The 25,360-nt window shown below is 76.6% G+C and carries 22 protein-coding genes and 1 other RNA gene; 10 read left to right on the top strand and 13 right to left on the bottom strand.

Annotated elements, in window-relative coordinates; translation table 11 throughout:
- Nucleotides 1–496: 496 nt before the first annotated feature.
- From Q0848_RS04170 to Q0848_RS04150, 5 genes are all read right to left on the bottom strand, one after another.
- Nucleotides 497–1,057, bottom strand: a complete 561-nt coding sequence (locus Q0848_RS04170) for a dihydrofolate reductase family protein (protein WP_299035232.1) — start codon at nucleotides 1,055–1,057, stop codon at nucleotides 497–499.
- Between the two features lie 177 nt (nucleotides 1,058–1,234).
- Nucleotides 1,235–1,474: a hypothetical protein gene (locus tag Q0848_RS04165; RefSeq protein ID WP_299035229.1), complete on the bottom strand. Its 240-nt coding sequence runs from the start codon at nucleotides 1,472–1,474 to the stop codon at nucleotides 1,235–1,237.
- A gap of 332 nt (nucleotides 1,475–1,806) precedes the next feature.
- The gene (locus Q0848_RS04160) at nucleotides 1,807–4,170 is read right to left on the bottom strand and encodes an FtsX-like permease family protein (RefSeq protein ID WP_299035226.1); all 2,364 of its coding nucleotides are present in this window, start codon (nucleotides 4,168–4,170) and stop codon (nucleotides 1,807–1,809) included.
- Nucleotides 4,167–4,850, bottom strand: coding sequence for an ABC transporter ATP-binding protein (locus Q0848_RS04155; RefSeq protein WP_299035223.1), 684 nt, complete (start codon nucleotides 4,848–4,850; stop codon nucleotides 4,167–4,169). Before Q0848_RS04155 ends, Q0848_RS04160 begins: the two co-directional genes overlap by 4 nt.
- 71 nt (nucleotides 4,851–4,921) lie before the next feature.
- Nucleotides 4,922–5,443: a PadR family transcriptional regulator gene (locus Q0848_RS04150; RefSeq protein WP_299035217.1), complete on the bottom strand. Its 522-nt coding sequence runs from the start codon at nucleotides 5,441–5,443 to the stop codon at nucleotides 4,922–4,924.
- A 274-nt stretch (nucleotides 5,444–5,717) separates the two neighbouring features.
- Between Q0848_RS04150 and Q0848_RS04145 the strand changes: the two genes are divergently transcribed.
- The 6 genes from Q0848_RS04145 to Q0848_RS04120 all read left to right on the top strand — a co-directional run bounded on the left by Q0848_RS04145 (nucleotide 5,718) and on the right by Q0848_RS04120 (nucleotide 11,126).
- Complete coding sequence (locus Q0848_RS04145; protein WP_299035214.1) at nucleotides 5,718–6,695, top strand: nitrilase-related carbon-nitrogen hydrolase; 978 nt, start codon at nucleotides 5,718–5,720, stop codon at nucleotides 6,693–6,695.
- 89 nt (nucleotides 6,696–6,784) lie between these two features.
- A complete protein-coding gene (locus Q0848_RS04140; protein ID WP_299035211.1) occupies nucleotides 6,785–7,111 on the top strand; it encodes a type II toxin-antitoxin system Phd/YefM family antitoxin in 327 nt (108 codons plus the stop codon).
- A 3-nt stretch (nucleotides 7,112–7,114) separates the two neighbouring features.
- Nucleotides 7,115–7,534 carry a type II toxin-antitoxin system VapC family toxin gene (locus Q0848_RS04135; RefSeq protein WP_299035208.1) on the top strand — a complete coding sequence of 140 codons (420 nt, stop codon included), beginning with the start codon at nucleotides 7,115–7,117 and terminating at the stop codon, nucleotides 7,532–7,534.
- Between the two features lie 132 nt (nucleotides 7,535–7,666).
- Nucleotides 7,667–8,371: an NADPH-dependent F420 reductase gene (locus tag Q0848_RS04130; protein ID WP_299035206.1), complete on the top strand. Its 705-nt coding sequence runs from the start codon at nucleotides 7,667–7,669 to the stop codon at nucleotides 8,369–8,371.
- A gap of 229 nt (nucleotides 8,372–8,600) precedes the next feature.
- Nucleotides 8,601–9,545: a DUF808 domain-containing protein gene (locus Q0848_RS04125; protein ID WP_299035204.1), complete on the top strand. Its 945-nt coding sequence runs from the start codon at nucleotides 8,601–8,603 to the stop codon at nucleotides 9,543–9,545.
- 66 nt (nucleotides 9,546–9,611) lie between these two features.
- Nucleotides 9,612–11,126: a gluconokinase gene (locus Q0848_RS04120; RefSeq protein WP_299035201.1), complete on the top strand. Its 1,515-nt coding sequence runs from the start codon at nucleotides 9,612–9,614 to the stop codon at nucleotides 11,124–11,126.
- A gap of 77 nt (nucleotides 11,127–11,203) precedes the next feature.
- Here Q0848_RS04120 and yaaA read toward each other — a convergent pair whose 3' ends face one another.
- A complete protein-coding gene (gene yaaA / locus Q0848_RS04115; RefSeq protein WP_299035198.1) occupies nucleotides 11,204–12,028 on the bottom strand; it encodes a YaaA family protein in 825 nt (274 codons plus the stop codon).
- A 168-nt stretch (nucleotides 12,029–12,196) separates the two neighbouring features.
- On the opposite strand from yaaA, the gene Q0848_RS04110 reads away from it, so the two are divergent.
- The 3 genes from Q0848_RS04110 to Q0848_RS04100 all read left to right on the top strand — a co-directional run bounded on the left by Q0848_RS04110 (nucleotide 12,197) and on the right by Q0848_RS04100 (nucleotide 15,922).
- Entirely contained in the window at nucleotides 12,197–14,017 is a 1,821-nt protein-coding gene (locus tag Q0848_RS04110) for an alpha/beta fold hydrolase (protein ID WP_299035195.1), read from the top strand.
- A gap of 76 nt (nucleotides 14,018–14,093) precedes the next feature.
- Nucleotides 14,094–14,924, top strand: a complete 831-nt coding sequence (locus Q0848_RS04105; RefSeq protein WP_299035192.1) for a DNA polymerase beta superfamily protein — start codon at nucleotides 14,094–14,096, stop codon at nucleotides 14,922–14,924.
- Between the two features lie 140 nt (nucleotides 14,925–15,064).
- Nucleotides 15,065–15,922 (top strand): MBL fold metallo-hydrolase, encoded by an 858-nt coding sequence (locus Q0848_RS04100; RefSeq protein ID WP_299035189.1) that lies wholly within the window; start codon nucleotides 15,065–15,067, stop codon nucleotides 15,920–15,922.
- A gap of 68 nt (nucleotides 15,923–15,990) precedes the next feature.
- Here the strand turns inward: Q0848_RS04100 and Q0848_RS04095 are convergent, their stop codons facing one another.
- The 6 genes from Q0848_RS04095 to Q0848_RS04070 all read right to left on the bottom strand — a co-directional run bounded on the left by Q0848_RS04095 (nucleotide 15,991) and on the right by Q0848_RS04070 (nucleotide 22,609).
- Nucleotides 15,991–17,124 (bottom strand): NAD(P)/FAD-dependent oxidoreductase, encoded by a 1,134-nt coding sequence (locus Q0848_RS04095; protein ID WP_299035186.1) that lies wholly within the window; start codon nucleotides 17,122–17,124, stop codon nucleotides 15,991–15,993.
- Between the two features lie 84 nt (nucleotides 17,125–17,208).
- Nucleotides 17,209–17,373: a hypothetical protein gene (locus tag Q0848_RS04090; protein ID WP_299035183.1), complete on the bottom strand. Its 165-nt coding sequence runs from the start codon at nucleotides 17,371–17,373 to the stop codon at nucleotides 17,209–17,211.
- A 193-nt stretch (nucleotides 17,374–17,566) separates the two neighbouring features.
- The gene (locus Q0848_RS04085) at nucleotides 17,567–18,412 is read right to left on the bottom strand and encodes a potassium channel family protein (RefSeq protein WP_299035180.1); all 846 of its coding nucleotides are present in this window, start codon (nucleotides 18,410–18,412) and stop codon (nucleotides 17,567–17,569) included.
- A 20-nt stretch (nucleotides 18,413–18,432) separates the two neighbouring features.
- Nucleotides 18,433–18,829: RNase P RNA component class A (rnpB, locus tag Q0848_RS04080), an RNA gene on the bottom strand.
- 15 nt (nucleotides 18,830–18,844) lie between these two features.
- Nucleotides 18,845–20,665 (bottom strand): bifunctional diguanylate cyclase/phosphodiesterase, encoded by a 1,821-nt coding sequence (locus Q0848_RS04075; RefSeq protein ID WP_299035177.1) that lies wholly within the window; start codon nucleotides 20,663–20,665, stop codon nucleotides 18,845–18,847.
- A gap of 102 nt (nucleotides 20,666–20,767) precedes the next feature.
- Nucleotides 20,768–22,609: a bifunctional diguanylate cyclase/phosphodiesterase gene (locus Q0848_RS04070; RefSeq protein WP_299035174.1), complete on the bottom strand. Its 1,842-nt coding sequence runs from the start codon at nucleotides 22,607–22,609 to the stop codon at nucleotides 20,768–20,770.
- Nucleotides 22,610–22,707: 98 nt separating this feature from the next.
- On the opposite strand from Q0848_RS04070, the gene Q0848_RS04065 reads away from it, so the two are divergent.
- Nucleotides 22,708–23,229 (top strand): DUF3592 domain-containing protein, encoded by a 522-nt coding sequence (locus Q0848_RS04065; RefSeq protein WP_299035171.1) that lies wholly within the window; start codon nucleotides 22,708–22,710, stop codon nucleotides 23,227–23,229.
- Nucleotides 23,230–23,259: 30 nt separating this feature from the next.
- On the opposite strand, the gene Q0848_RS04060 is transcribed toward Q0848_RS04065, so the two are convergent.
- Nucleotides 23,260–25,089, bottom strand: coding sequence for a glycoside hydrolase family 15 protein (locus Q0848_RS04060; RefSeq protein ID WP_366146421.1), 1,830 nt, complete (start codon nucleotides 25,087–25,089; stop codon nucleotides 23,260–23,262).
- Nucleotides 25,090–25,360: the final 271 nt, after the last annotated feature.

Here is a 25,360-nt window from a genome sequence, read left to right as displayed (position 1 = left end):
GAACAACCGCCCTGTGGTGGGGGGTGTTTCCGGCCGCAGCCGGTGGGGGCTTGGGTGGCGCCTCCGACGTCCTCACCCGACCTGGCGCGCGTGCGGGCCGCCCGGGTGACCGGGAGCGTGAGCCTGTGACGGTGGGTGGGTGTGTCTGCGCCGACCGGGTCGGCGCGGCGGCGAGGTCCTCGACGCGCGGTGACACCCGTCGGGCCCGGACCGGCCCCGGCGCCCCGGGGCGGTGCCGATGACCGTCACCCGTCCGGCTCTCCTCCCGGAGCCGTGCACCCGGCGCCTGCCCGTCGGCGCAGTGCGCCCAGCACGCGGCTCAGCAGGTCAGCTCGTGCTCGTGCTCGTGCGGGGCGCCCGCGAGGCGTCTGCCCGACGCGCGTCTGCGAGACGCCTTTTCGGGCACAGCCGTCGAGCACTCGCGTGCGGGGGGCCGCCTCGGGCACCTGCCAGCGGCTCTCCTGGCCCGGGGCGGCGGTGCACCGGCCGGCGTCGACTAGCTGCGCACGCGGTAGCGCAGGTGCACCACGCCGCCGGAGAACCGGCGCTCCTCGACCAGGTCGAGGTCCAGGCGCACACCGAGCGGGAGGGCGGCAGTCCCACCGCCCACGACCACCGGGTGGACCACGAGCCCGATCTCGTCGACCAGCCCGGCGCGCAGAGCGGCGGCGGCGAGTCCGGCGCCACCGATGCTCAGGTCCTGGTCGGCTGAGGCCTTGCGCTGCGCGACGTCGTCGGCGTCGAAGGCGCGGACGAGCTCGGTCCGCCGGGTGTCCACCTCCGCGAGCGTCCGGGAGTAGACGACCTTGTCGGCGGCCTGCCAGATGCGCGCGTAGTCGAGGCCGACCGGAGGCTGGTCGGGCTGCTCGTGCGCGCTCTCCCAGTAGCGCATCGTCTCGTACAGGCGCCTGCCGTAGAGGTGCGTCCCGATCTGGCGCTCCTCGTCGTTGAAGAAGGCGTGGAGCTCGGTGTCCGGCTCGCTCCAGTCGAAGCTGCCGGCCGAGTCGGCGATGCAGCCGTCGAGCGAGGTGTTGATCCAGTAGCGGAGGAGCGCCATGTCCCAGGGGATCACGGACGGCCGCAGAAGTCATCGGCTCCGCACGGGAGAGGCCGCCCGTGCGGCAGTCTCGCTCGCGGACGCCCGTACCGGCTCCGGTCGACCAAGGGCGGCTGCCGTTCGGGCTGGCGGTCAGCCTCGGTCGCCGCGGTGCAGGTGCTCCTCGTCCTCGGGCCCTCAGTCAGCGTCAGCCGAGATCTGCCCTGGCGCCCGCGGACGCCAGTACCGGGCACCAGCAGCGAAGGCGGCGGAGAGCACGACGAGGCCCACGAGGGCCAGCGGGTGGATCTGCGCCCCGGACTGGAACACCGCCGGGAGGAGCAGGACGAGGACGCCGGCGCTCAGTGCTAGGCCGGCGATGCACGCGGCGCTGAGGGCCGTCGGGCTCGGCGACCAGCGGTCCCCGGGGCGGTCCATGCCGACCAGGGTAGGGAGGCAGACCGCGACGCGGGTCGGCTGGTCGTCCCGGACCACGATCAGCGTCAGGCAGCCGAGCTCATGCCGCGAGATGGTCGGTGGCGTCACGCGTCGCCGTCAGGGTGATGACGTCGCACCCGTCCAGCGGCGTGGTCTGCAGCGACGTGGCCGTCGTCGACGTGCCCCCTCGAGGTCGACGACGGGCCTGACCTGCGGGCGGGCCGAGTGGTGCGGCTCCATCACCCCATGTGAGTCGGCCCGCGGCGCCTCGCCACCACCGCGCTCGCCTGCGGCGGCGACGTCCACCGGTGCTCACGAAGGTGCGGCCCTGCTCACTCGGCGCGCAGCCCCTCCGGCCGCATGAGCCGCCACAGCAGCGGCAGGCTCGCGGCCGTCGTGACCAGCACCACGAGCGCGGCCACGCCCGACGTCGTCCCGATGCCCGCCCAGTCGAGCCGGACCGGCACCTCCATGCCGATCTGCAGGAGGGTGGACAGGCCGGTGCCGGTGACGGCGGCGAGCGCCAGCCCGAGCACCACGGGGACGGCGAGCTGCAGGAGCACGGACGCGCTGAGCGTCCGGCGTCGCACCCCGAAGGCGAGGAGCGCGGCCAGCAGCCGGCGTCGCTCGCGCATCTGCTCCACGACGTTGACGAGCAGGCTCGCCCCGATGAGGAGGAGCAGGGCCGCGGTGCCGGCGAGGAGCGCCTGCCGGATGTCCGCGAGGACGGGCGCGAGGCCCTCGATCACGACCGGGTCGACGTGCATGCTCGCGTCGACCTGCGCGACGGCGGTGCGGGCGTGGTCCATGGCGTCGGGGACGGCGGGGTCGAGGGCGATGAGCACGCTGGAGCTCGACGCCAGCGGCTCGACGCCCTCGAGGGCGCCCGGGGTGATGAGGAACCGTGCGGGCTCACCCTCCGGAGAGGACATCATGCCGGTCACCGTCGGCACGGTCGTGAGCGTCTCCGGCACCGTCCAGGTCGACGCCGCCTCCGACGAGCCGGGCTCGCCGAGGTCCAGGGTCGTCCCTGCCGTCGGCACCGTCCCGTTCGTGGGGGCGGCGGCGAACACGTCGCCGTCGGCGCAGTCCCCGACCTCCGTGTCGACGGCGAGCGCCGCGCACTCACCGATGTCGATCCACACGTCGGCGCCCGTCGCGGGGTCGGTCGTCACCACCGACGAGAGCGTCGAGATCTCACGGATGCCGCGGCTGCCCTCGAGCGGGCCCCAGCGCGGCTCGGCGCCGCTGTTGTCGTACACCACCGCCTGGAAGTCGGCCGCGTCGCGCTGCGGGACCTCGGTCTCGCCGGACTCCAGACCGGCGACGATGCCGTTGATGACGAGGAGGCCGGCGACCGACACGGCGATGCCGGAGACGGCCCGCACCGACGTCCCGCTGTCGAGCTGGAGCCGGCGGACCGAGAGCTGCCAGGCGACGCCGCCCCCGCTCCCGCCGAGGTGACGGACCGACGCCTCGACGAGCCACGGCAGCAGCAGCGCCACGCCCAGGAGCAGGAGCCCCAGTCCGACCGGGACGCTCAGCTGCTCGGTGTCCGAGAAGGTGTCGATGCCACGCCCCGCGAGGAGCGGCGCGACCAGCACGAGCCCGATCACGGGCAGCACCAGACGCCACCACAGCCGGCGACGACGGTCCCCGCTGCGGCGCACGACGCCGAGCGGCTCCACGACGACGCGCTGCATGGCGGCCACGGTGACGACCACGGCGGCCACCGGGACGAGGACCACGACGAGGGCGACGAGGGCGGGCACCGGCCGGAGGTCACCGGCGAAGACGCCCAGGGCGTCGGGCAGGGCCAGCAGCAGCGCGGCGAAGAGCACGCCGCCGAGGGCGAGCCCGAGCACCGCTCCGGTGAGCGTCTCGCCGGCCGCGACCCGGCGCGCCATGCGCGCGTCGGCCCCCACGAGCCGCAGGGCCGCCAGCCGGCGGTCGCGGGCCTCGCTCCCGAAGCGGACCGCGCTCGTCACGAAGATGGCGACGGGCAGCAGCAGGACGGTCGTCGCCACCATGGCGAGCACCAGGAGAGTCGGGTCCGGGTCGGGGTCGGCGCGCTCGACGCCGCCGAACCTGTCGGTGCGGCTCGCGAACTCCTCCACGGAGAGCTGGTCGCTGCCCGCGTAGAAGGTGAGCTCGTCCGGTCCGCGGAGCCCCTCGGGGCCGATCGTCCCGACCGCCTCGCCCCAGCGCCCGCGCAGCGCCTCGGCGCCGTCCGTGGCCATGAGGTCCGCGAGCGCGGGGGAGAGGACGACCTCGCCGGGGCCGGGGAGGCGCGCGACGCCCGGCGGGACGGGCGGCGCGTCTCCCTCGGCCTGCACGAGGACGCCCTCGACGTCGGTGTCCCGGAACTGCGACCGGGCGGCGATCGTGAGGATCGTGCCCGGGCCCGCGGCGACGGCGTCCTCCGGCGGTTCCCACATCGGGGTGCTCCGGTCGTTCGACCGCGCCTCCTGCGCGGCCACGACGGCGGGTGCGGTGGCGGCCCCGAGCAGCATGGTGACGCCGAGCCCGATGCCGACGGCGATCAGCGCGAGGCGGACCCACCCCGCTCGTCCGCCGCTCACGCTGAGCCGCACGCCCAGGGCGAGGTCGGCGGCCCACTGCGCGAGCGCACGTCGCGGGCGGCGTGGCGGCGGCGTCGGGCCGGCGCCGGTGCGGGCGAGCGCGGTCGCGGTCATCGCGCGAGCTCCACCTGGCGGACGCGTCCGTCGCGGACGACGGCCTCGCGGTCGGAGTAGGCGGCGACGCGCGCCTCGTGCGTCACGAGGACGACGGCGGCGCCCGTGTCGCGGGCCGCGGCGACCAGCAGCTCCATGACGCGCTCCCCGTTGAGGGAGTCCAGCGCCCCGGTGGGCTCGTCGGCGAAGACGACGCGGGGTCGCGTGACGAGCGCGCGGGCGACCGCGACCCGCTGCCCCTGCCCGCCCGAGGCCTCACCGGGGCGCTTGGCGGCGACGTCGGCGACCTCGAGCCGCTCGAGCCAGGCGGTGGCGACGCGCTCGGCCTCCCGGCGGCGCGCGCCCGTCATCCGCAGGGGGAGCGCGACGTTCTCCAGGCACGTGAGCTCGGGGACGAGCTGCCCGAACTGGAAGACGAAGCCGAACTCGGTGCGGCGCAGGGCGCTGCGCTCGACGTCGGACATCGCGGTGACGTCGCGGCCGTCGTAGGTGACGGAGCCGGAGTCGGGCGCCAGGATCCCCGCGAGGCAGTGCATGAGCGTGGACTTGCCGGAGCCGGACGGGCCCAGGAGCGCCAGCACCTCCCCGGCGCGCACCTGGACGGACGCGGAGGTGAGCGCACGGGTCTCGCCGAAGGACAGGGCCAGGTCGTCGGCGACCAGCAGGGGGCTGTCGAGCATCGAGGGCTCCTGGGGTGGGAGGGGAGTGGTGTCGCGCCGCCGGCGCGCCAGACGCCTGTCGGCGCGAGGGCTCATGCGCGGACCCGGACGGCGAGCTGGTCGAGGCGGGCGGCGGTCAGCTCGAGCCAGCGGAGGTCGGCCTCGAGGTGGAAGAGCGCGTGGTCGCAGACCAGCTGGTCGGCGAGGTCGCCGCCGGTCTTGCGGCGGGTCAGGTCGCGCATGAGGCGCAGGTGCTCGGCGCGCTGGGTGTCGAGCACGTCGGCGCCGTCGCGGCCCGTCAGCAGCGCGAGGACGACCTTCGTGTAGAGCGTGCTCTGCAGGTAGGGCTCCGGCCGCTCGGGCTCGCTGAGCCAGCCGGCGACGTCCGTCACGCCGGCGTCGGTGATGGCGTAGCGCTTGCGGTCGGGGCCGGCGCCCGGCTCGGAGCCGACCTCGACGAGGCCGTTCTTCAGCAGCCGCGCGAGCGTCGAGTAGACCTGCCCGTAGGCCAGCGGGCGGTCCTGCCCGAAGCGCTCGTCGTAGTCGCGCTTCAGGTCGTAGCCGTGCCGCGGCCCCGACTCCAGCAGGCCCAGGAGGGTGTGTCCGACGCTCATGCGCGCGACAGTACACGCGACGTATACGCGGTGTGAATACCTGTCCCGGACGGGTGCGTCGCCCCACCTGGACGCTGTGACCGAGGCGCAGCGATGACGCGCCGGACACAGACGGAGTACCGCCGGTGACGGTCATGTGAACTTCGCGGCGGACGTGCGCAGGAGGCCGCACGGCTGCCGATCCAGGGCTCTACGGTCCGCCGACCACCGCGTCGCGGGCGTCGTCAGCGCCGGTCCCGACCGGTGGCCGAGCCCTGAGCCGAAGGAGCCCTCCATGAGCCACGACACCGCCTCGCACGACACGTCCGGCTCCTGGTTCGACGTGGGCGTCGACGACTTCTCCCGTCGCCCCGCCCGGGTGGCCGCGCTCCAGCTCGCCCCCGTGCTGATGGACCTCGCGGGCAACGCCGCTCGGTCGACCGCGGCGATCTCCGCCGCTCTGGCGGGCGGCGCGGACGTCGTCGTCCTGCCCGAGCTGGCCACCAGCGGCTACGTCCTCGCCGACGTCCACGAGGCCCGGGCCGTGGCCGTCCCGGCGAGCTCGTCCGTGCTCGCGGGCTGGGCCGAGGCCTGCCGGGCGCGGGCGGGAGCCGTCCTCGTGGGGGGCTTCTGCGAGCTGGGCGAGGACGGCCGCCTGTTCAACAGCGCCGCCGTCGTGGACGCGAGCGGCGTGCGCGCCGTCTACCGCAAGGTCCACCTGTGGGACGCCGAGCGGCACCTCTTCTCGCCCGGGGACGCCGCTCCGACGGTGGTCGAGACGGCGCACGGCCGCCTCGCCGCGCTGATCTGCTACGACCTCGGCTTCCCCGAGTGGCCGCGCGCCGCAGCCCTGGCCGGCGCTGACCTCATCGCCGTCCCGACCAACTGGGCCCTCGGGTACCGGCCGCCGGGGGAGCGGCCGATCGGGCAGGTCGCGGCCATGGGAGCGGCGCGGGCCAACCACGTCGCCGTGGTCTGCGCCGACCGCACCGGCACCGAGCGCGGCGTGGAGTGGACGGAGGGCTCGGCGGTCGTCAGCGCCGAGGGATGGGTCGTCAGCGACGCCGTGGTCGGCGAGGGCGTCGCCTGGGCCGACGTCGACGTGCGCGCCTCCCGCGACCGCCGGCTCGGGAGGGCCGGGCACCTGTGGGGCGACCGCCGTCCGGACCTGTACGGGGCCCTGGTGGCTCCCGCGCTCACCCAGGTGCCCGCCATGCGGGAGCGGGTCTCGACGGCGCCGGTCGCCGAGCCGGCTCTGCTGCCCCTCGACTGATGGCGGGTGGCAGCCCCTCGACGCGCTGGACGCCGTCGAGGGCTGCCACCTGGGGGGCCCGGGCGCCGATCGGTCGATCTCACCCCGGGGTGGAGACCGCGCACGGCTGGGACCTGTACGTCGTGGCCCCCCGGCGATGTACGTTCGACGTCGTGGACGTCTCCGTCACGGACCTGCGCGCCGACCTCGCGGCGTGGATCGGCCGCGCCCGCGCCGGTGAGGACGTCGTCGTCACCGATCGGGGGAGCCCGGTCGTGCGCCTGAGCGGGATCGCCGCGGCGCCGCTGCTCGAGCGGCTCACGCGGGAGGGCCTGCTCAGCCGCCCCGCCGGTGAGCAGCGACCGCGGGCCTCCGAGGTGGCGAGGGTGCGCGCCGAGGGGGACGTGTCCGGCCTCGTCGGCGAGCAGCGCCGCTGAGCCGTGGCCGTCGTCTACCTCGACAGCAGCGCCCTGGTGAAGCTCGTCGTGGACGAGGACGGGAGCGACCTGGCCGCCGCCGTCTGGGACGGGGCGGACGCCGTCGTGTCCAGCCGGCTGGCCGGTCCGGAGGTCCGCGCGGCGCTGGCCGCGGCGCACCGAGGCCACCGCCTGGACGACGCCGGCTGGACGTCGGCCGCCGGTGAGTGGGCGCGGCTGGCCGGAGGGCTGCGGATGGTGGAGCTGACGTCGGAGGTCGCCGAGCACGCCGGCGACCTCGCGGTGGAGCACGGGCTCCGCGGCGCCGACGCGGTCCACCTCGCGAGCGCCCTGGTCGTCGCCTCGCCGGAGCTCGTCGTCGCCGTGTGGGACGCCCGGCTGGCAGTCGGCGCACGCGCAGCCGGGCTGCGCGTCGTCCCGTAGTGCACGGACTCGTTCGACGGAGGTGACCGTGCGCGGTCACCTCCGTCGAACAGGTCTCCCCACCGCGCCCCGGTCCGACGGCGGCGTCGTCGGCCGGTGGAAGAGCCTCACCGGCACAGGTGTTCGACCGGCATGACCACCATCGGACTCATCGGCAGCGGCAACATCGGCAGCACGGTCGCGAAGCTCGCGGTCGACGCCGGGTACGACGTCGTCCTGTCCAACTCGCGCGGCCCCGAGACGCTGCAGGACCTGGTCCGCGACCTCGGCCCGCGGGCGCGCGCCGCGACCGCGGCGGAAGCGGCGGAGGCCGGCGACCTCGTCGTCGTCACCGTCCCGCTGCACGCCTACCGCGACGTGCCGGTCGCCCCGCTCGCCGGGAAGACGGTCATCGACACGAACAACTACTACCCCGACCGCGACGGGCGCGTCGCCGCCCTCGACGACGGCAGCGCCACCACCAGCGGCCTGCTGCAGGAGCACCTGGCGGACGCGAGGGTCGTCAAGGCCTTCAACAACATCTTCTTCGTGGCCCTCGCCGCGCTCGCGCGCCCGCAGGGGGAGGGCCGGAGCACGCTGTCGGTCTTCGGCGACGACGAGAGCGCCAAGGGCGAGGTGACCGCCTTCCTCGACGCGATCGGCTACGACGCCCTCGACGCCGGGACGCTGGCGGAGAGCTGGCGCGCCGAGAACGGCCGTCCCGCCTACGTCATGCAGTACGCGACCGACGGCGACGTGACCGCCCCGTCGCCCGCCGGCGCCGACGTCGTCCGGGACCTCCTGGCCCGCGCCGACCGCAGCGACGTCCAGCCCGCAGCGGCCGCGCCGCCCAGCTGACCGCTGTCGCCGGTCCGCGGCGCCGACCACCGGCTGCCCCGGACCGGCGGGGCGCGCACCACCGCGCCCGCGCGCTCCCGGGCGCTGACGTCGTGCGCCCCCGTCGGGGTGGACCCCGCGCGTGCGACGAGCGGTCCGCCCCGGCAGGGGCCACTATCTGCCGGGGCCTGCGTGCGCGGGTCCTGCAGCGACCCGGTCGGGACGCCGCGGACCGACAGGAGGACCGGCGATGAGCGGTGGGCTCGTGGCACTGCTGGACGACGTGGCGGTGATCGCGCGGGCCGCTGCGGCCTCCGTGGACGACGTCGGCATCGCGGCGGCGAGGGCGGGCACCAAGGCCGCCGGCGTCATCGTCGACGACGCGGCCGTCACCCCCCAGTACGTGCGCGGCCTCGCCGCGGCGCGAGAGCTGCCGATCATCAAGCGGATCGCCGTGGGGTCGCTGCGCAACAAGCTGCTGATCATCCTGCCGGTGGTCCTGCTGCTCAGCCAGTTCCTGCCGGTCCTGCTGACGCCGCTGCTGATGATCGGCGGCGCCTACCTCTGCTTCGAGGGTGCGGAGAAGGTCTGGGCCAAGGCGCGCGGCCACGGGCCGTCGGCGGCGGCGTCGACCGACATGCCCGACGAGGACGTCATCGTCCGCGGGGCCGTGCGCACCGACCTCATCCTCTCGGCCGAGATCATGGTGATCGCGCTCAACGAGGTGGTGGACGAGCCCTTCCTCTCGCGGGCGGTCAGCCTCGCGGTCGTCGGCCTGGCCGTCACCCTGGTCGTCTACGGCGCGGTCGCCGTGCTGGTCAAGGTCGACGACGTCGGCCTGCACCTGGCCGAGACCTCGTCCGGGGCCGTCGCCCGCTTCGGCCGCGGCATGGTCGCGGCGCTGCCGAAGGTGCTGACGGCGCTGACCCTCATCGGCACGGCCGCCATGCTCTGGGTCGGCGGCCACATCATCCTCGTCGGGGCCGACGAGCTGGGGCTCACCGCGCCCTACGAGCTCGTCCACCACGCCGAGGAGGCGGTGGCTGCGGCGACCGGCTCGATCGGCGCCCTCGCGGGCTGGCTCGTGAACACCCTCGCGAGCGCGCTGCTGGGCCTGCTCGTCGGAGCGCTGGTCGTCGCCGCCGTGCACGCCGCGCGGGGCCGGCACGACGGGGAGCACGCGGCCCAGCACTGACGTCGCCGCCCTGCCGCCCGCGCCGCGGTGCAGGAGACTCGCCGCCATGAGGACGCGGGAGTCGCGATGACGAAGCACGAGACGTTCGAGGTGGAGCCCGAGGACGCCCGGGGGCCGCTCGTCCTGGCCGTCGACGTCGGCTCGACGGCCACGCGGGGCGCGGTCTACGACGCGACCGGCCGTCCGGTGGGGCGTCGGGTCAAGGTGGAGCACTTCTTCACCACCGGGGCCGACGGGACGTCGGTCATCGACGCCGACCAGGTGGCCGACGAGGTGGCCGAGGTCATCACCCGCCTCGCGGAGCGCGAGTACGACGCGCCCATCGCGGGGGTGGCGATGGACACCTTCGCCTCCTCCCTGGTCGGCGTCGACGCCGACGGGCGCGCGCTCACCCCCTGCTTCACCTACGCCGACTCCCGCAGCGCGGCCCAGGTGGGGCAGCTGCGCGAGCGCCTCGACGAGGCGGTCGTCCAGCAGCGCACCGGGACGCGCCTGCACACGAGCTACGTCGCGCCGCGGCTGCTGTGGCTGCAGGAGACCCAGCCGGAGCTGGTCGGCCGGGTGTCGCGGTGGCTGTCGCTGGGGGAGCACGTCCAGCAGCGACTGGCCGGGGCCACGGCCGCCAGCACCCCGATCGCCGCGTGGAGCGGACTGCTCGACCGCCGCACCGGCACCTGGGACGAGGAGATGCTCGCCGCGTGCCGCACCACGGCCGACCAGCTCTCCCCGGTGCAGGACCCGGGGCTCCCGATCGAGGGCGTGGACGCCGCACGGGTCGCCGAGCGGTGGCCGGCCCTGGCCGACGCCGCGTGGTTCCCCGCGATCGCCGACGGCCTGGCGAGCAACCTGGGTGCCGGCGCGGGCGACGCCTCCGCCATGGCCGCCTCCGCGGCGACGAGCGGAGCCGTCCGGGTGCTCGTGCCCGGGATCCCCGAGCGCATCCCGTCGGGCCTGTGGTGCTACCGGGTCGACGCCCGGCGCAGCCTCCTCGGCGGCGCGGTCAACGACGTCGGGCGTCTCGTCGCGTGGCTGCAGGCGACGCTGCGCCTGCCCGAGGACGACGACGCGCTGGACGCCCTCCTCGCCGCGGAGCCCGACCCGCGCGCGCCCGCCATCGTCCCCTTCCTCAGCGGCGAGCGCAGCACCGGCTGGGCGGCCAGCGCTCGCGCTGTGATCGCCGACCTCTCGGCGGGCACGAGCCCGGAGGCGGTCTTCCGCGGGAGCGCGGAGGGCGTCGCGACCACCTACGCGCGCGTGGTGGAGCAGCTCGTGGAGGTGGCGGGGCAGCCGGCCCGCGTCATCGCCTCCGGCCGCATCACCCAGCACCTGCCGCACCTGCTGCAGCTCGTCGCGGACGCCACCGGAACCCCCGTGCAGCGGGTGGACCTCAAGCGCGTGACGCTGCGCGGCACCGCGCTGCTGGCGCTGGAGGCCCTGGCGCCCGACGTCGCGCGCGCGGAGGTGCCCCTGGCGGCCGTCTACGAGCCGCAGGCGGAGCGGGCGGCGCACTACGCCGCCGTCCGGGAGCGCTTCGAGGCGCTGTACGAGGCCTCCGTCGCCGCTCCCGGTGGGGGAGCCTGAGGGACGGCGCCCGACCTGCTCGACGGAGGTGACCGCGCACGGTCACCTCCGTCGACCAGGTCCTCGAGGAGCTGGCCTCAGCGCAGGACGACGTCGAGCACCCGGCGGCCGTCCTTCGCCGGGGCGCCGAGCTCGACGGCGACGTCGTCCGTGCCGCGGACGGACGCGGCGGTCGCCTCTTGCACCAGGGGCGGCAGCGCGGTGCTCAGGAGGTCGCGCAGCTCCTCGGGCGTCGTGGGCTCCGACGGCTCGAGCGCCAGCGCCCGCGCCACGAGCCCGCGCGTGTGCTTCGCCATGTGCGACACCACGGAACGCTCGCCCGCCACCTCGCGCAGCACCCGCACCGCCGCCGTCCGGGACGCCGTCTCGCCGCGGGGCGTCCACGCCGCGGCGTAGTCGGCCGAACGGCAGTCCACGACGAGGCGACCGGCGGCGACCGGGTCCAGCGCTGCGCGCAGCGGCTCGCGCCACAGCGCCGCGAGGCCGCCGAGGTCGGGCAGCGCCGTGCCCATCGACAGCCGGTAGGCCGGCACGCGGTCGTCCAGGCGCAGCGCCCCCCAGGCCGCGGAGGAGACGAGCAGGCGCTCGGTCGCACGGGCGCAGGCGTTCTCGTCGAGCGAGCCCAGGTCGAGCGCGTCGTAGAGGACCCCGGTGTAGAGGTCGGCGACGGCGACGGCGGGCTCGGTGCGCCAGCGGGTGTTCCGCTCGGCCTCGGGGCGCAGCTGCTCGCTGTCCGCGCCGAGAGCCGCTCTGCCGGTGCGGGTCCGGCTCAGCCTCGCGGTCGCGACGAGCACCCGACGGCGCGTCGACGTCAGGCCGGAGGAGGACAGGGCGCGCAGGTCGACCGGCTCGCCCTCCTCGGCGCCGGTCTTGCCCTGGGACGGCGGGAGCAGCACGAGCACGCCGGGAGCCTACGGACCGTCGCGACGGCCTCCGGGTCGCCCACGCGCCTCGGCCGCGCTGGGGACCTCGCACCTCCTCCTCCAGGGGGACGCTCCGGGCGAGTCCGGCGCCCTAGCGTCGACGCGCCGGGCATCCCCTCGGCGCCCCCACCGCTGAGGAGTCGACGCGTGACCCCCACCCGCCGCCGTGGCACCGCCGCCACGGGCCTGGTCGCCGCCCTGCTCGCCACGACCCTGCCGACGAGCGCTGCCGCGACCGCGCTCCCGGCAGCTCCGCCCCCGGCGGCCCCGCGCGCCGCTGCTGCGGCGCCCGCCGACGACCTGGCCACCGGCGGCGTCAGCGCCCCGGTGCCCGCGCTCGACTGGCAGCCGTGCGGGCAGGGCCTCGAGGCCTTCCTGTGCGCCACCGCCGAGGTGCCCGAGGACTACGACCGCCCGCAGGGGATGACGAGCACGATCGCGCTGACCAAGCTGCCGGCGTCCGACCCCGAGCAGCGCATCGGCACCCTCTTCACCAACCCCGGCGGCCCGGGCGGGTCCGGCGTCGACTTCGTGCAGCAGGCCGCCGCCGTCGCCTACACGCCCGAGGTCCGCGCGCGCTTCGACGTGCTCGGCTTCGACCCCCGCGGCGTCGGCCGCTCGACGCCCGCCACGTGCTTCCGCACGGCGCAGGCCGAGGTCGACTGGACGCTCGCGCAGCCGCCCATCGCCTTCCCGGCCACCCGGGCGGAGGTCGCGCCCTACCTCGGCTCGAGCGCGCGCCTGGCCACGCGGTGCGGCGTCACCGCGGCCGAGCGCTTCGACTCGAGCTCGACCGCCAACGTGGCGCGCGACATGGACCTGCTGCGCCAGGCGGTCGGCGACGAGGGCCTGACGTACGCCGGGTACAGCTACGGCTCCTTCCTCGGCGCCACCTACGCGAAGCTCTTCCCGACGCGGGCGCGGGCGCTGTTCATCGACGGGACGCTCGACCCGGCCGCCTACGTCGGGGACCCCAGCGGCACGGACCCGCGGTCCGTCGGCTCCCGCACGGGCCAGGGCCCGGCGGCCAGCCGGACCTTCGCCGAGCTGCTGCGCCGGTGCGCCGCCGCGGGCCCGCAGACCTGCCTGCTCGCGAACCTGGGCGACCCGGCCGAGGTCGCCGAGGGCGTGCTCGAGCGCCTGCGCGAGGACCCCGTGGTCATCCCGGTCGAGGGCGCCGCGCCCGTCGTCGTCGACTACGGCACCGCCGTCGCGACGCTCTTCCCGCTGCTCTACAGCCCCGCCACCTTCCCGCTGGTGGACCAGCTGCTGGCCGAGCTGGCCGTGCTGCAGCAGGTGGGGGCCTCGCCCGCCGAGCGCGCCCGCGCGACCGCCGAGCTCAGCACCGTGGCCGCCGCGCTGGTGGACGCCGATCTCCTGCGCACCGGCGGCGTGGCACCGACGCTCGGCGGGCGCGTGGGCGAGGAGTACCCGTCCGTCGGCGGCAACCTCGCCAGCCTGTGCGCCGAGACGGCCCGCCCGGGCTCGCGGTCGGCCTACGCGGCGATCGCTGACGCCGACGACGCCGTGGCCCCGCACTTCGGGCGCTACCGCGCCTGGGTCGGCGTCCAGTGCGAGGGCCTCGGCGCGGACGACCCGGACGCCTTCCTCGGGCCCTGGGACCAGGAGACCGAGATCCCGGTGCTCGTGGCCGGCACGCGCTTCGACCCGGCGACGCCGTACGACTTCACCGCCCCCTACGCGGCGTCCTTCCCCGACGGGCGCCTGCTGACGGTGGAGGGCGTGGGTCACACGACGATCGGCGTCAGCACCTGCGCCGACGCGCTGGTCACGCGCTACCTCGTCGACGTCGAGGCGCCGGCCAGCGGGGCCACCTGCGCGCAGGACGTCGCGCCCTTCGCGGTGCCCGCTCCCGCCGCGGGCGAGCCTCCTGCGACCGCCCGGCTCGGCGGGGCGGAGGAGCAGGAGGTCCTCGAGCGGGTGGCGGTGCTCGCCGGCGCCCGCTGACCCGATGCGGTGAGGGCTCCCGGGCACGAGGTGAAATCCCGTGCGCGGGAGCCCTCCGCCGTCCCACCCTCTGCGGGTGACCACCGCACCCGACGCCGGCTCGCCGGCTGACCCCGACTTCGTCCTCGAGCACGGGCACCGCCGCGCCCGCGAGCACGAGGTGCTGCGCACCGTCGTCGGGTCCGGCCTGCACGGCATCGCCGTCGAGGGCACCGACGACCACGACGAGATGGGCGTCCACGTCGAGACGCCCGAGCAGCGGCTCGGCGTCCGGCGGACCAGCGAGCACTACGTGGCGCGCACCCAGCCCGAGGGCGCCCGGTCCGGGCCGGGGGACACCGACCTCGTCCTGTACTCCTTGCGCAAGTTCCTGCGCCTGGCGGTCAAGGGCCACCCCACCGTCCTGCTCCCGCTCTTCGCGGGGGAGGACGACGTCGTGGTGCTGCGCGAGACCGGCCGCCGGCTCCGGGAGCTCGGGCCCTCGCTGCTGAGCCAGGAGTCTGGTCACCGGTTCCTCGGCTACCTGCGGAGCCAGCGCGACCGGGTGGCGGGGGCTGCGGGACGCGGGGTCCCGAACCGTCCGGAGCTCGTGGCCGCGCACGGCTACGACACCAAGTACGCCTCGCACGCCCTGCGTCTGGCTCTCCAGGGCCTGGAGGTGGTCGGGCACGGGCGGCTGACCCTGCCCATGCCGGCCGAGGAGCGCGAGGTCGTGCTGTCGGTCAAGCGGGGGGAGCGCTCGCGCGAGCAGGCGCTCGACCTCGTCGACCTCCATGCGCGGCGCCTCGAGGACCTGCTCGCGAGCGGACGCAGCCCGCTGCCCGAGCGCGTCGACGTCGCCGCCGTGGACGCCTGGTCGACCGCCGAGCACCTCGCCCACTGGCGGCGGGCGGGGCTGCTCGGCTGAGCGGGGGGCGCCGCGACCCGGCGAGGTCGCGGCGTCCCCGGGTTGCCGGACCCGCCGGGCGGGACGAGCGTGGCGCCCGACCCGGGCAGCGCTGCGGACCACGACGCCTCCGCGCGCCCGACCACGCGAGGAGCACCGCCATGGAGCCATCCGTCCTGCACGGCCTCGGCGGCGACCCCGTGGGGGCGCCGGTCGCGACGGTCGAGTTCATCGGCACCGCGACCACCCTGCTGCGGCTGGGGCCCTTCACGCTGCTGACGGACCCCAACTTCCTGCACCGCGGCCAGCGGGCGTGGCTCGGCTACGGGCTGGTGTCCAAGCGCCTGTCCGAGCCCTCGATGCGGGTCGACCAGCTCCCCGCCCTGGACGGCGTGGTGCTGAGCCACCTGCACGGCGACCACTTCGACCGCGTCGCCCGCCGCGGGCTGGCGCGCGACCTGCCCGTCGTGACGACCGGCGAGGCGGCGGACCGCCTGCAGAAGTGGGGCTTCGGCGGCGCCGCCGCGCTGGGCACGTGGGAGTCCACCGAGATGCGCCGCGACGGGTGGACGCTGCGGGTCACCGCGACGCCCGGCACGCACGGGCCCGGGCCGGTGGCGCGGGTGCTGCCCGACGTCATGGGCAGCGTCTACGAGCTGTTCCGAGGCGACGTCGCCTCCGAGAGCTCCCTGGTGCACCGGCTCTGGGTGAGCGGCGACACGCTGCGGCGTCCGTTCCTGCGCGAGGTGGTCGAGCGCCACGGGCCGCCGGACGCCGCCGTCCTGCACCTGGGCGGCACGCGCGTGCTGGGCCTGCTCGTGACCATGGACGCCCGCCAGGGCGCCGACGTCGTCGCGATGCTCGAGCCCGGCGTCACCGTGCCCGTGCACTACGACGACTACACGGTGTTCAGGTCCTCCCTCGGCCACTTCGTCGACGAGTGGCGCCTGCGCCGTCTGCCCGGCGAGCTGCGCGTCGTCCAGCGCGGGGAGACGGCCTCGCTCGTCCCGACGCGCTGAGGCCTGCCGGCGTCGCCACGGCGTCGCGAGGCGACGAGGTCCGTGCGGGGGCGGCCCGGGGCGCGGCGTCAGGCGGCGCGGTCGGTCGTCGCGTGGAGCCAGCCGCGCAGCACGGCGGTGGCGGCGCGGTCGGGGACGGCGCGCAGCAGCGCCTCCGGGAGCACACGGCCCGTGGGCTCGCGGCGGGAGGCCTCCGAGACGATCGTCGTGCGCGGCCGGCTCGCCCGCTCGTAGGCGCGCAGCGCGGCCGCCGGGTCGGCGGCCGCGGTCGGACGGCGCAGCGCCCGGGCCAGCGCGGCCGCGTCCTCGACCGCCTGGTTGGTGCCCTGCGCCAGCGACGGCGGGACGGCGTGGGCGGCGTCGCCGAGCAGCGTGACGCGCCCGCGCCCCCACGGCCGGTGCACGCGGTAGGTGCCCCGCTCGTAGGGCACCAGGGGAGCGACCGGGTCGTCGAGCAGCGCCAGCGCCGCCCGCGACTCCGGGGCGGTCCACCCGCCGAAGAGCCGGCGCAGCATCTGCCGGGGGTGCTCGCCGAGGTGCGGGCTCGTGCGCACGTCCCACCAGACCTGCACCAGCCCGTCGCCGCACGGGTTGAGGCCGAGCATCCCCGCCCGCCCCACGAGCAGCGCGCACACGTCGCCGTCGTCGAGCACGGTCCCGGTGGGCCGCGGCGGCAGCTGCCAGGTCGTCTGGCCCGTCGGGCGCAGGGCGTCCCCGTGCAGGGCGGCGCGCACGGCGCTGCGCGCGCCGTCGGCGCCCACGACCACGTCGGCGTCCGCGCTCCCGCCGCCCTCGAGCACGACGCCGGCGCCACCCGCGCGCTGCACGACGTCGGCGCAGCGCGCGTCCGTGCGCACGTGGCGGTCCGCGCCCCCGGCGGCGAGCGCCTCGACGAGGCGCCCGCGCGGCACGGTCACGACGGGGCTGCCGGCCGACCGCCCGGCGGCGTCCAGGTCGAGCGAGAGCAGGCGCCGCCCCCCGGGCGAGCGCCGCTCCATGCGGCCCAGGGGGCGGCCGAGCCCGGTCGCGTCGACGCCGAGGTCGCGGAGCACCGACGTCGCCCCGGGCCAGAGCGTCACGGCGCCGCCGGTGGCGCGCAGCCGAGGGGCCTCCTCGAGCACGACGACGGCGTGGTCGTCCGCGCGCAGCGCCCGCGCGGCGGTGAGCCCGCCGATGCCGGCACCCACGACGACGACCTCCACGCCACCTCCTGTCCCCGCCGCCCTCGCGGCGGCTCGCTCATCGTCCACGAGGCGGACGGGACGGGCGCGGCGGGCCGCCGGTGGTCAGCGCCGCGAGCCGCGGACCGCTCGCCGCCGCTCGGCGGCCAGGCGCTCCATCCGCACCGGGCACACCGGGTGGTGCACCAGCGCCAGCTCGCTCTCCGGCATCTCCGGCCAGCGCGCGGCGTAGTCGTGCGCGCACCGGCAGCCCCGCTCGTCGTCGTTCACCTCTCAACCATCGGGAGGGTGGAGGGGCTCTCGGAGCCCGCTTCCTCCGCGCAGGTGGGGCCGCTCGTCCGGACGGGTGCCCGGGCGACCTGCCGGCCACCCGCCGGTGCGACGGCGCCGAAGCCGTCACCTCCCGGCCGCGAGGGGCCCGACGGGGGGCCCGCGCGGCCGGACGGCCTCGCGGGACAGCTGGTCAGCGGTCGCGCCGACCGCTCTCGGGCCCGTGCCCGCCGTTCTCGGAGGCCGTACCGCCGGGACGGCCGGACGCCTCGGTCCCCGGGCCGAGGGGCGCCGCGTCGGCCGGCACCTCTCCGCGCTCGGCGAGGACCGCCTGCAGGGCGGCGACCTGACCGCGCAGCTCGCGCACGTCCTCGCGCCGGGCCGTCTGCTGCTCCTCCTCGACGTCCTGCACGCGGTCGATCAGCCACGACGCGAGCGAGGCGGTCACCGTCCCCAGCAGCGCGACGCCGGTGACCATCAGCCCGACCGCGACGCCGCGCCCGGTGCCCGTCACGGGGTAGAGGTCCCCGTAGCCGACGGTCGAGACCGTGGTGACCGCCCACCACAGGGCGTCGGGGAAGGTGGTGATGAGGGCGTCCTCCGCCCCCCGCTCGGCGTCGAGGACGGCGAGCGCGGCCACGAAGACCACGAGCGTCGTGGCGCCCCCGACGTAGACGGCGACCTGCCCCCGCAGGCTGTCCGCGGCGTGGCGGTTGAGCACCGACAGGAGCGTCACCAGGCGCAGCAGCCGCAGCGGGCGCAGCAGGGGCAGCACGACGATCGCGACGTCGAGCGGGTGCGTCCACAGGAAGTGCCCGCGGCGCTCGCTGAGCACGACCCGCACGAGGAGGTCCACGGCGAACAGGCCCCACAGCAGCCAGCCGGTGACCTCGGCGGCCACGGCCCACGTGCGCGTGAGCTCCGGCACCAGGATCGGCACGGCGTAGGAGACGAGGAAGAGCACCGCCGCCACCGTGAGCGGCCACTCGGCGCGCTCCTCCCACCGCTGACGTCGGCGGTCGTCCTGGAGGGGGCTCATGGACGGCGAGGCTAGGTGTGCGGACGAGTCGGTCTGTACGCCGGGTTCTGTGCCCCACCGCCGTCGCCGGCGCTGGTGGGGTGGCGACCATCCATCTACGACGTGCGTCGCCGCACGCCTCCAGCGACCTACCCGGCAGCTCGGGCGGGCCGCCCTCGAGCGCTGCCTGTCTGGTCTTGCTCCGGGTGGGGTTTGCCGAGCCACCCCCGTCACCGGGGGTGCTGGTGGTCTCTTACGCCACCCTTTCACCCTTACCGCGGTCCGTCCGAGGACGGTCCGCGGCGGTCTCCTCTCTGTGGCACTGTCCCGCGGGTCACCCCGGGTGGGCGTTACCCACCACCCTGCCCTGCGGAGCCCGGACGTTCCTCGGCGTCGCCCCCCCGAGGGGGACGACGACGCGGCCGCCCGACCGACTCGTCCGCAGCGCGAAGGCTAGACGTCGGCGGCCTCGACCGGCGACCCGGCGGTGGCCGGGTCCCCCTGGCGGGGTGCCGTGGCGGGTGCGGCCGTGCCCGCGACGAGCCGTCGCGCGAGCGCCTCCAGCGGCTCGGGGCGGCCGAGGTGGTAGCCCTGCAGCAGCGTGCAGCCGAGCTCGACGAGGACCTGGGCCTGCTCGGCGCTCTCCACGCCCTCGGCGACGACGGCGAGGTCGAGGGTGCGGCTCAGGGCGGTGACGGCGCGCACGAGCCGGGCGCGCTGCGGCGAGGTGTGCACGGTCGCGGTGAAGGAGCAGTCCAGCTTGAGGTAGGTGGCGGGCACCTCGTCGAGGCGGCTGAGGGCCGAGTAGCCGGTGCCGAAGTCGTCGACCGAGATCAGCAGACCGAGGGCCCGGGCCTCCCGCAGGGTCGCCAGCGCCTGCGGAGCGTCGGCCTCGACGACGGACTCGGTGACCTCCAGGACGAGCCTGCTCACGGGCCAGCCGGTGCGCTCGAGGACGTCGCTGACGCCCCGCAGGTAGCCGGGCCGGACGAGCTCCAGCCCCGAGACGTTGACGCTGAGGCGGAGGTCGCTCCGCAGCTCCGGCGGCAGGGACATCAGCTCGCGGCAGGCGCGCTCGAGCACGAGGGCGCCGAGCTCGGTGACGAGGCCGCGGGACTCCGCGAGGGGCACGAAGACGGTGGGGGAGACGGGGCCGTGCTGGGGGTGGTGCCAGCGGACGAGGGCCTCGACGGCCCGCGGGACGCCGGCGGCGCCGGCCGGGGCGGCGTCGTAGAGGGGCTGGTAGTGCACCTCGAGCCCACCGGCCCGCAGCGCCCGGGCGAGGTCCTCCACCAGCGCGGCCTCGCCCTCGGTCGCGGCGTCCTCGCCGGCCACGGCGCAGCGCCCGCGACCGCTGCGCTTGACCTCGTAGAGCGCCATGTCGGCGCGCCGGAGCACGTCCGCGGGGCCCTCGAGCCACCTGGTCTCGGCGACGCCGGCCGAGGCGGGCGCGCGTCGGTCGCCGACGAGGGGGGCCAGGAGCTCGACGAGCGCTCCCGAGCTGCCGCCGGGCAGGACGACCGCGAACTCGTCCCCGCCGAGCCGGGCCAGCACCGCCTCCTCCGGCAGCGCCGCGCGCCAGGTGGCGGCGGTGGTCCGCAGGAGCTCGTCCCCGGCGGCGTGCCCGCTCGCGTCGTTGACCGCCTTGAAGCCGTCCAGGTCCAGCAGCGCCACCGACAGCGGCTCACCGGTCCTCTCGGCGGTGCGCACGGACCGCTCCAGCGCGGCGTCCAGGCCGCGCCGGTTCGGCAGGCCGGTGAGGCTGTCGCGGCTCGCGCTGGAGGCGCGCTTGGCGACCACGGCGACGACGCCGGCCACGCCGGCGAGCACCACCCCCAGGGCGGCCGCCTCCCAGCCGTCGAGGTCGCCGCGCGCGCTGAGCGCGGCGGTGCCCGCGACCACGGAGGTCCCGAAGTGGACGAGGCCCGCGGCCGTGGAGAAGAAGACGGCGCAGTCGACGGCGATGAAGGTGAGCAGGGCCGCGAAGAGCAGGGCGCTGGTGGCGTCGGGGGCGAGCAGCACGCCGGTGGTGATCGTGGCCGTCCCGGAGGCGACCACGGCGTGCAGCGTCCTCGTCGTGAGCCGGTCGCGCAGGGCGACGGTCGCGAGGCCCGCCACCACCGCCCCCAGGCAGATCAGCGCGAGGGTGGTCAGGACGCCACCCGCGGCCGCTCCTCCGGCGGCCTGGACGACGCAGAGACCGGCCACCCCGCCGAGGGCGTAGAAGACCCCGAACACGGCGCCCATCAGCCGGGGCGTCGCCACCTCGGGCACCCGCGTCCACGCCTCCACCCCCTGCGCATCGGAGGGGCGGGCGGCTCGCCTGAGCCGGCCCGCCCGATCCGACGCCGACGGCCCACCGTCGCCCCGCCGGGCTCAGACGTCCGCGTCCTCCGACGGCAGCACGGCGGCGGCCGCGGGGGTCCCCCGACGGGGGACGGGCACTGCCGGGAGGGCGGGCGGGGGAGTCGCCGCCCGGGCGGACGCCTCGCGCAGCCTGTCGGCGAGCGCCGCCAGCGGCTCGGGCCGGCCGAGGTGGTAGCCCTGCAGCAGCGTGCACCCGAGGCCGAGGAGCACGTCCGCCTGCTCGGCGGTCTCCACGCCCTCGGCCACGACGGTGAGGTCGAGGGTCTGGCTGAGGGCGGTGACCGCGCCCACCAGCCGGGCCCGCCGCGGGGACGTGTGCACCGTGGCGGTGAAGGAGCTGTCGAGCTTGAGGTAGCTCGCGGGCACCTCGTCGAGGCGGCTGAGCGCGGAGTACCCCGTGCCGAAGTCGTCGACGGAGATCAGCAGGCCGAGGGCGCTCGCCTCGCGCACCGCGGCCAGCGCCCGCGGCCCGTCGGCCTCGACGACGGACTCGGTGATCTCCAGGACCAGCCGCTCGACCGGCCAGCCGGTGCGCTCGAGGACCTCGGCGACGCGGCGGACGTACCCCGGCCGGACCAGCTCGAGCCCCGAGACGTTGACGCCGAGGTAGAGGTCGCCGCGGACCTGCGGCGGGAGGGACATCAGCTCGCGGCAGGCGCGCTCGAGCACGAGGGCGCCCAGGTCGGTGACGAGGCCGTGCGCCTCGGCGAGGGCCACGAAGACGGCCGGCGAGACCGGGCCGCGCTCCGGGTGGTCCCAGCGCGCGAGCGCCTCCACGGCGCGCAGGGGGCCGCCGCCGTCGCCCGGCGTGCTCTCGAACACCGCCTGGTAGTGCACGTCGAGGCCGCCGGTCCGCAGCGCGCGGGCCAGGTCCTCGACGAGCGAGGCCTCGCCCTCGGCCACCGGGTCCTCGCCGGCCACGGCGCAGCGCCCGCGACCGCTGCGCTTGGCGTCGTAGAGGGCCGCGTCGGCTCGTCGCAGCACCTCCGTGGGCGTCTGCTCGGCCGGGGCGTCGGCGACGCCGGCCGAGGCGGGCGCGCGCCGGTCGCGCACGAGCGGGTCCAGGAGCTCGGCGAGCGCGGCCGAGCCGGCGCCGGGCAGGAGGACGGCGAACTCGTCCCCGCCGAGCCGGGCCAGCACCGCGTGGTCCGGCAGCGCCGCGCGCCAGCGCGTCGCGGTCGTGCGCAGCAGCTCGTCGCCCGCGGCGTGCCCGCCGGCGTCGTTGACCTCCTTGAAGCCGTCGAGGTCCAGCAGGGCGACCGACAGCGGCTCGCCGGTCCGCTCGGCGGTGCGCGTCGTCCGGTCGAGCGCCTCGTCGAGTCCGCGGCGGTTCGGCAGGCCCGTGAGGCTGTCGAGGCTGGCGTCGGAGGCCTTCTTCGCGAGCAGCCCGACGACGACGGCGATGGCCACGAGCACCACGTCGAGGGCGACCGCGTGGTGGAGGGCGTCCCGTGCCGCGAGGGCGGCGGTCGCGGTCACCAGGCAGACGCTCAGGTGGAGGAAGGCCGACCGGAGGGAGAAGAACACGAAGATGTCGACGGCGATGAACGTGTAGACGGCGGACAGCGCGAGCGCGGTCCCGGGGTCCGGGGAGACCAGGACGGCCGTCGTGATGAGGACGGTCCCGCCGGTGACGAGCAGGTGCGCCACGCCGGCCGGGAGGTGCTCGCGCAGCACGGCCGCGGCCGTGCCGATCACGACCGCGAGGACGCCGATCGCCGCGATCAGCGCGCGGGCGGGCCCGACGCCGGCCCCGACGCCGTCGACCCCGGCGGCGACGACCAGCGCGGCGAGGCCCCCCGCGACGTAGAGGACGCCGAAGGCGCTGCCCACCGCGCGCGGTGTGGCCACCTCCGGCACGCGCGTCCAGGACTCCACCACCGTCCATCGGCAGCTCGGGGCGGGCGACTGAGGGAGGTCACCCGGACGGTGCGTGCCACAGTGACCGGGTGGTCCAGGTCCTCGGTGCTCCCGTCGTCCCCGCTGCCGCCCCCGCCGCCGGGGGCGGCTGGCTCGCGGTCACCGTGGCGGTCGTCTTCCTGGTCCTCGGGCTCGCCCTGGCGGCGCTCGGAGTCCTGGGCCTGGTCCGCGCCGCCCGGGTCCGCCGGCGGGGGTCGGCGCTGCGCGCGCGGGGCGAGCGGGTGCGCGGCGCCGTCGTCGACGTGCAGATCAACCAGCGCGGCCGCGGGCGCGACGCCGCCACGAGCTACCGCCCCGTCGTCCGCTTCACGACGGCGGGCGCGCAGGAGGTGACGACGGTCGCGGGCCCCTCGGCCACGGCGTCGTGGCTCGAGCGCACGCCCGTCGTCGTCCTGCACGACCCGGCCGACCCCGAGCACGCCGAGGTCCTGGAGCCCGTGCCCGGGGTGCGGGTGAGCACCTCCACGGCCGGGCCCGCGGCCGTCGGCGTGCTGCTCGTCGTGCTCGGCGGCCTCGTCGCCGGCGTCGCGGCGGCGGGCCTGGTGGGCTGAGGCCGCGCTCCCCGGCGGGCGCGCCCCGGCTCAGCCGCCGGCGCCGTCCGCGTCCCCGTCGGCGATCATGATCGCCGTCCCGAGGAGGGCGAGGTGGCTCAGGCCCTGCGGCAGGTTGCCGAGGAAGTCGCCGCTGGCGGGGTCGACCATCTCGGCCATGAGGCCGACGTCGTTGGGCACCTCGGCCACGAGCTGGTCCATCAGCTCGCGCGCCTCGGCGCGGCGGCCCACGCAGTGCAGCGCCGCGACGGACCAGAACGAGCAGGCGACGAAGGTGCCCTCCTCCGCGGCCACGCCGGAGTACCGGTACAGGTGCGGCCCGTGCCCGAGCTGCTCGCGCAGGGCGTCGATGGTCCGGCTCATGCGCTCGCCGCGGTCGAAGCCGCTGAGGGCGTGCAGCAGGATCGAGGCGTCGAGCTGGTCGGTCCCCGGGTACCAGGTGTAGGCGCCGACCTCCTCCGACCAGGCCTCCTGCTCGACCCAGGTGCGGATCCGCTCGGCCTCGGCCCGCCAGCGCGCCGGGTCGCCGGGGATCTGGCCGATCTCCGCGAGGTGGACGGCGCCCGTGAGCGCCTCCCAGCAGCCCAGCTTGCTCGAGGTGTAGTGCCGCTCCTCGCCCAGCTCCCACATGCCGGCGTCGCGCTGCTGCCAGCGGTCGCAGGCCAGGTCGGCGACGCTCGCCAGCATCCGCCCCGTGTCGGCGTCGAGGACGTTGCCGTGGTCGACGTAGAGCCGCACGACGGTGAACAGGTCCCCGAACACCCCGAGCTGCAGCTGGTCGGCGGCCCCGTTGCCGCTGGTGACGGGGCCGACGCCCCGCCAGCCGGGGACGTCCCGCTCCGCCTCGCCCGGGGGCAGGTCGCCGGAGAGCGTGTAGAAGATCTGCGGCTCGGGCCCGTGCTCGCGGACGGTGGCCAGCAGCCAGCTGATGGCGCCGTGCGTCTCCTCCCGGAGCCCGAAGCGGAACAGGGACCGCAGCGTGTACGCCGTGTCGCGCACCCACGCGAAGCGGTAGTCCCAGTTCTTGCCGCCCGCGGGGCTCTCGGGCAGCGCCATCGTGGGCGCGGCGACGATGGCGCCGCTGGGGGAGTGCAGCAGCAGCTTCAGGGCCAGGGCGCTGCGGCGGACGGCCTCGTCCCACGGCCCGTCCCAGTAGAAGTCCGTCGTCCAGCGGGACCAGTTCTCGATCGTCCGGTCCAGCCCGGCGTCCAGGTCGTCGGCGGTCGGGACGAACAGCGGCTCGCGCTCGGTGGCGACCAGGCCGAGCAGGTGGCGCGACCCGGGGGAGGTCACGTACTCGACCTCGACGTGCTGGTCGTGGTCCTCGCGGCGGACCTCTCCGGAGGAGATGACCGACATCGTCAGGCCGTCCACGCGCAGGACGGAGGCGTGCGCCGAGCGCTGCACCCACGGGGAGGCCGTGCCCAGGCACGTGCCCGGGCTGATCTCGGCGCGCAGGCGCACCTCGCCCTCGAGGCCCTCCACCCGGCGCGCGAGCTCGGCCCACGGCAGGCGCCCGGCGATGCCGGTGTTGAGGGCGTCGGTCACGCGCGCGGAGCCGCTCGCCGTGGTGAACGTGGTGGCGAGCACGTTGGTGTGCTCGACGTAGGAGCGCGAGACCGTGAACGGCTCGGTCGGCGCCAGGGAGACGTGCCCGCCGTTGCGGGCGTCGAGCAGCGCCGCGAAGACGGGCTCGGAGTCCATGTCCGGCAGCGGCAGCCAGTCGATCCGCCCGTCCCGCGCCACCAGGGCCACGGTGCGCCCGTCGCCGATGGCGGCGTAGCTGCGCAGGTCGATGTAGCCGTCATCGTCCCGCTCGACGGGCTCGCTCGCCGTGGCCTCCGCGGCGCCCCAGCGCATGGACGCCGCCGGCTCGCCCCCGCGACCCGGCACCGGCCCGCGGGCCCGCTCCAGGCGCGCGGTCTCCGCGCTCGGCGGCAGCGGGGCTGCTCCCGGTCGGCTGGTCGTGGTGGCGGGGGCGCTGCTCGCCCCGGACGGGTCGGTCACGCCGTCCATCCTCCCGTCCACCGCACGAGGACCGCCCGGTGGGGGCGGGGCTGGGCCGGACGGGTGAGCGGCGCCGGCGCACCCCAGCAGCAGCGGTGGTGGCGCGCGGGGCGGGTGCACCCTG

The sequence above is a fragment of the uncultured Pseudokineococcus sp. genome (genome assembly GCF_947495735.1).
GTDB lineage: Bacteria > Actinomycetota > Actinomycetes > Actinomycetales > Quadrisphaeraceae > Pseudokineococcus.
This window is presented reverse-complemented; position numbering and strand designations above follow the sequence as displayed.

Bases quoted from the DNA above. Each gene is read 5' to 3' on its own strand.
- Q0848_RS04160 (WP_299035226.1), bottom strand. From the start codon at position 4,170: ATGACCGCGACCGCGCTCGCCCGCACCGGCGCCGGCCCGACGCCGCCG.
- Q0848_RS04085 (WP_299035180.1), bottom strand. From the start codon at position 18,412: ATGAGCCCCCTCCAGGACGACCGCCGACGTCAGCGGTGGGAGGAGCGC.
- Q0848_RS04100 (WP_299035189.1), top strand. From the start codon at position 15,065: ATGGAGCCATCCGTCCTGCACGGCCTCGGCGGCGACCCCGTGGGGGCG.
- Q0848_RS04155 (WP_299035223.1), bottom strand. From the start codon at position 4,850: ATGCTCGACAGCCCCCTGCTGGTCGCCGACGACCTGGCCCTGTCCTTC.
- Q0848_RS04165 (WP_299035229.1), bottom strand. From the start codon at position 1,474: ATGGACCGCCCCGGGGACCGCTGGTCGCCGAGCCCGACGGCCCTCAGC.
- Q0848_RS04130 (WP_299035206.1), top strand. From the start codon at position 7,667: ATGACCACCATCGGACTCATCGGCAGCGGCAACATCGGCAGCACGGTC.
- Q0848_RS04125 (WP_299035204.1), top strand. From the start codon at position 8,601: ATGAGCGGTGGGCTCGTGGCACTGCTGGACGACGTGGCGGTGATCGCG.
- Q0848_RS04170 (WP_299035232.1), bottom strand. From the start codon at position 1,057: ATGGCGCTCCTCCGCTACTGGATCAACACCTCGCTCGACGGCTGCATC.
- Q0848_RS04060 (WP_366146421.1), bottom strand. From the start codon at position 25,089: ATGCGCTGGGGCGCCGCGGAGGCCACGGCGAGCGAGCCCGTCGAGCGG.
- Q0848_RS04145 (WP_299035214.1), top strand. From the start codon at position 5,718: ATGAGCCACGACACCGCCTCGCACGACACGTCCGGCTCCTGGTTCGAC.
- Q0848_RS04120 (WP_299035201.1), top strand. From the start codon at position 9,612: ATGACGAAGCACGAGACGTTCGAGGTGGAGCCCGAGGACGCCCGGGGG.
- Q0848_RS04150 (WP_299035217.1), bottom strand. From the start codon at position 5,443: ATGAGCGTCGGACACACCCTCCTGGGCCTGCTGGAGTCGGGGCCGCGG.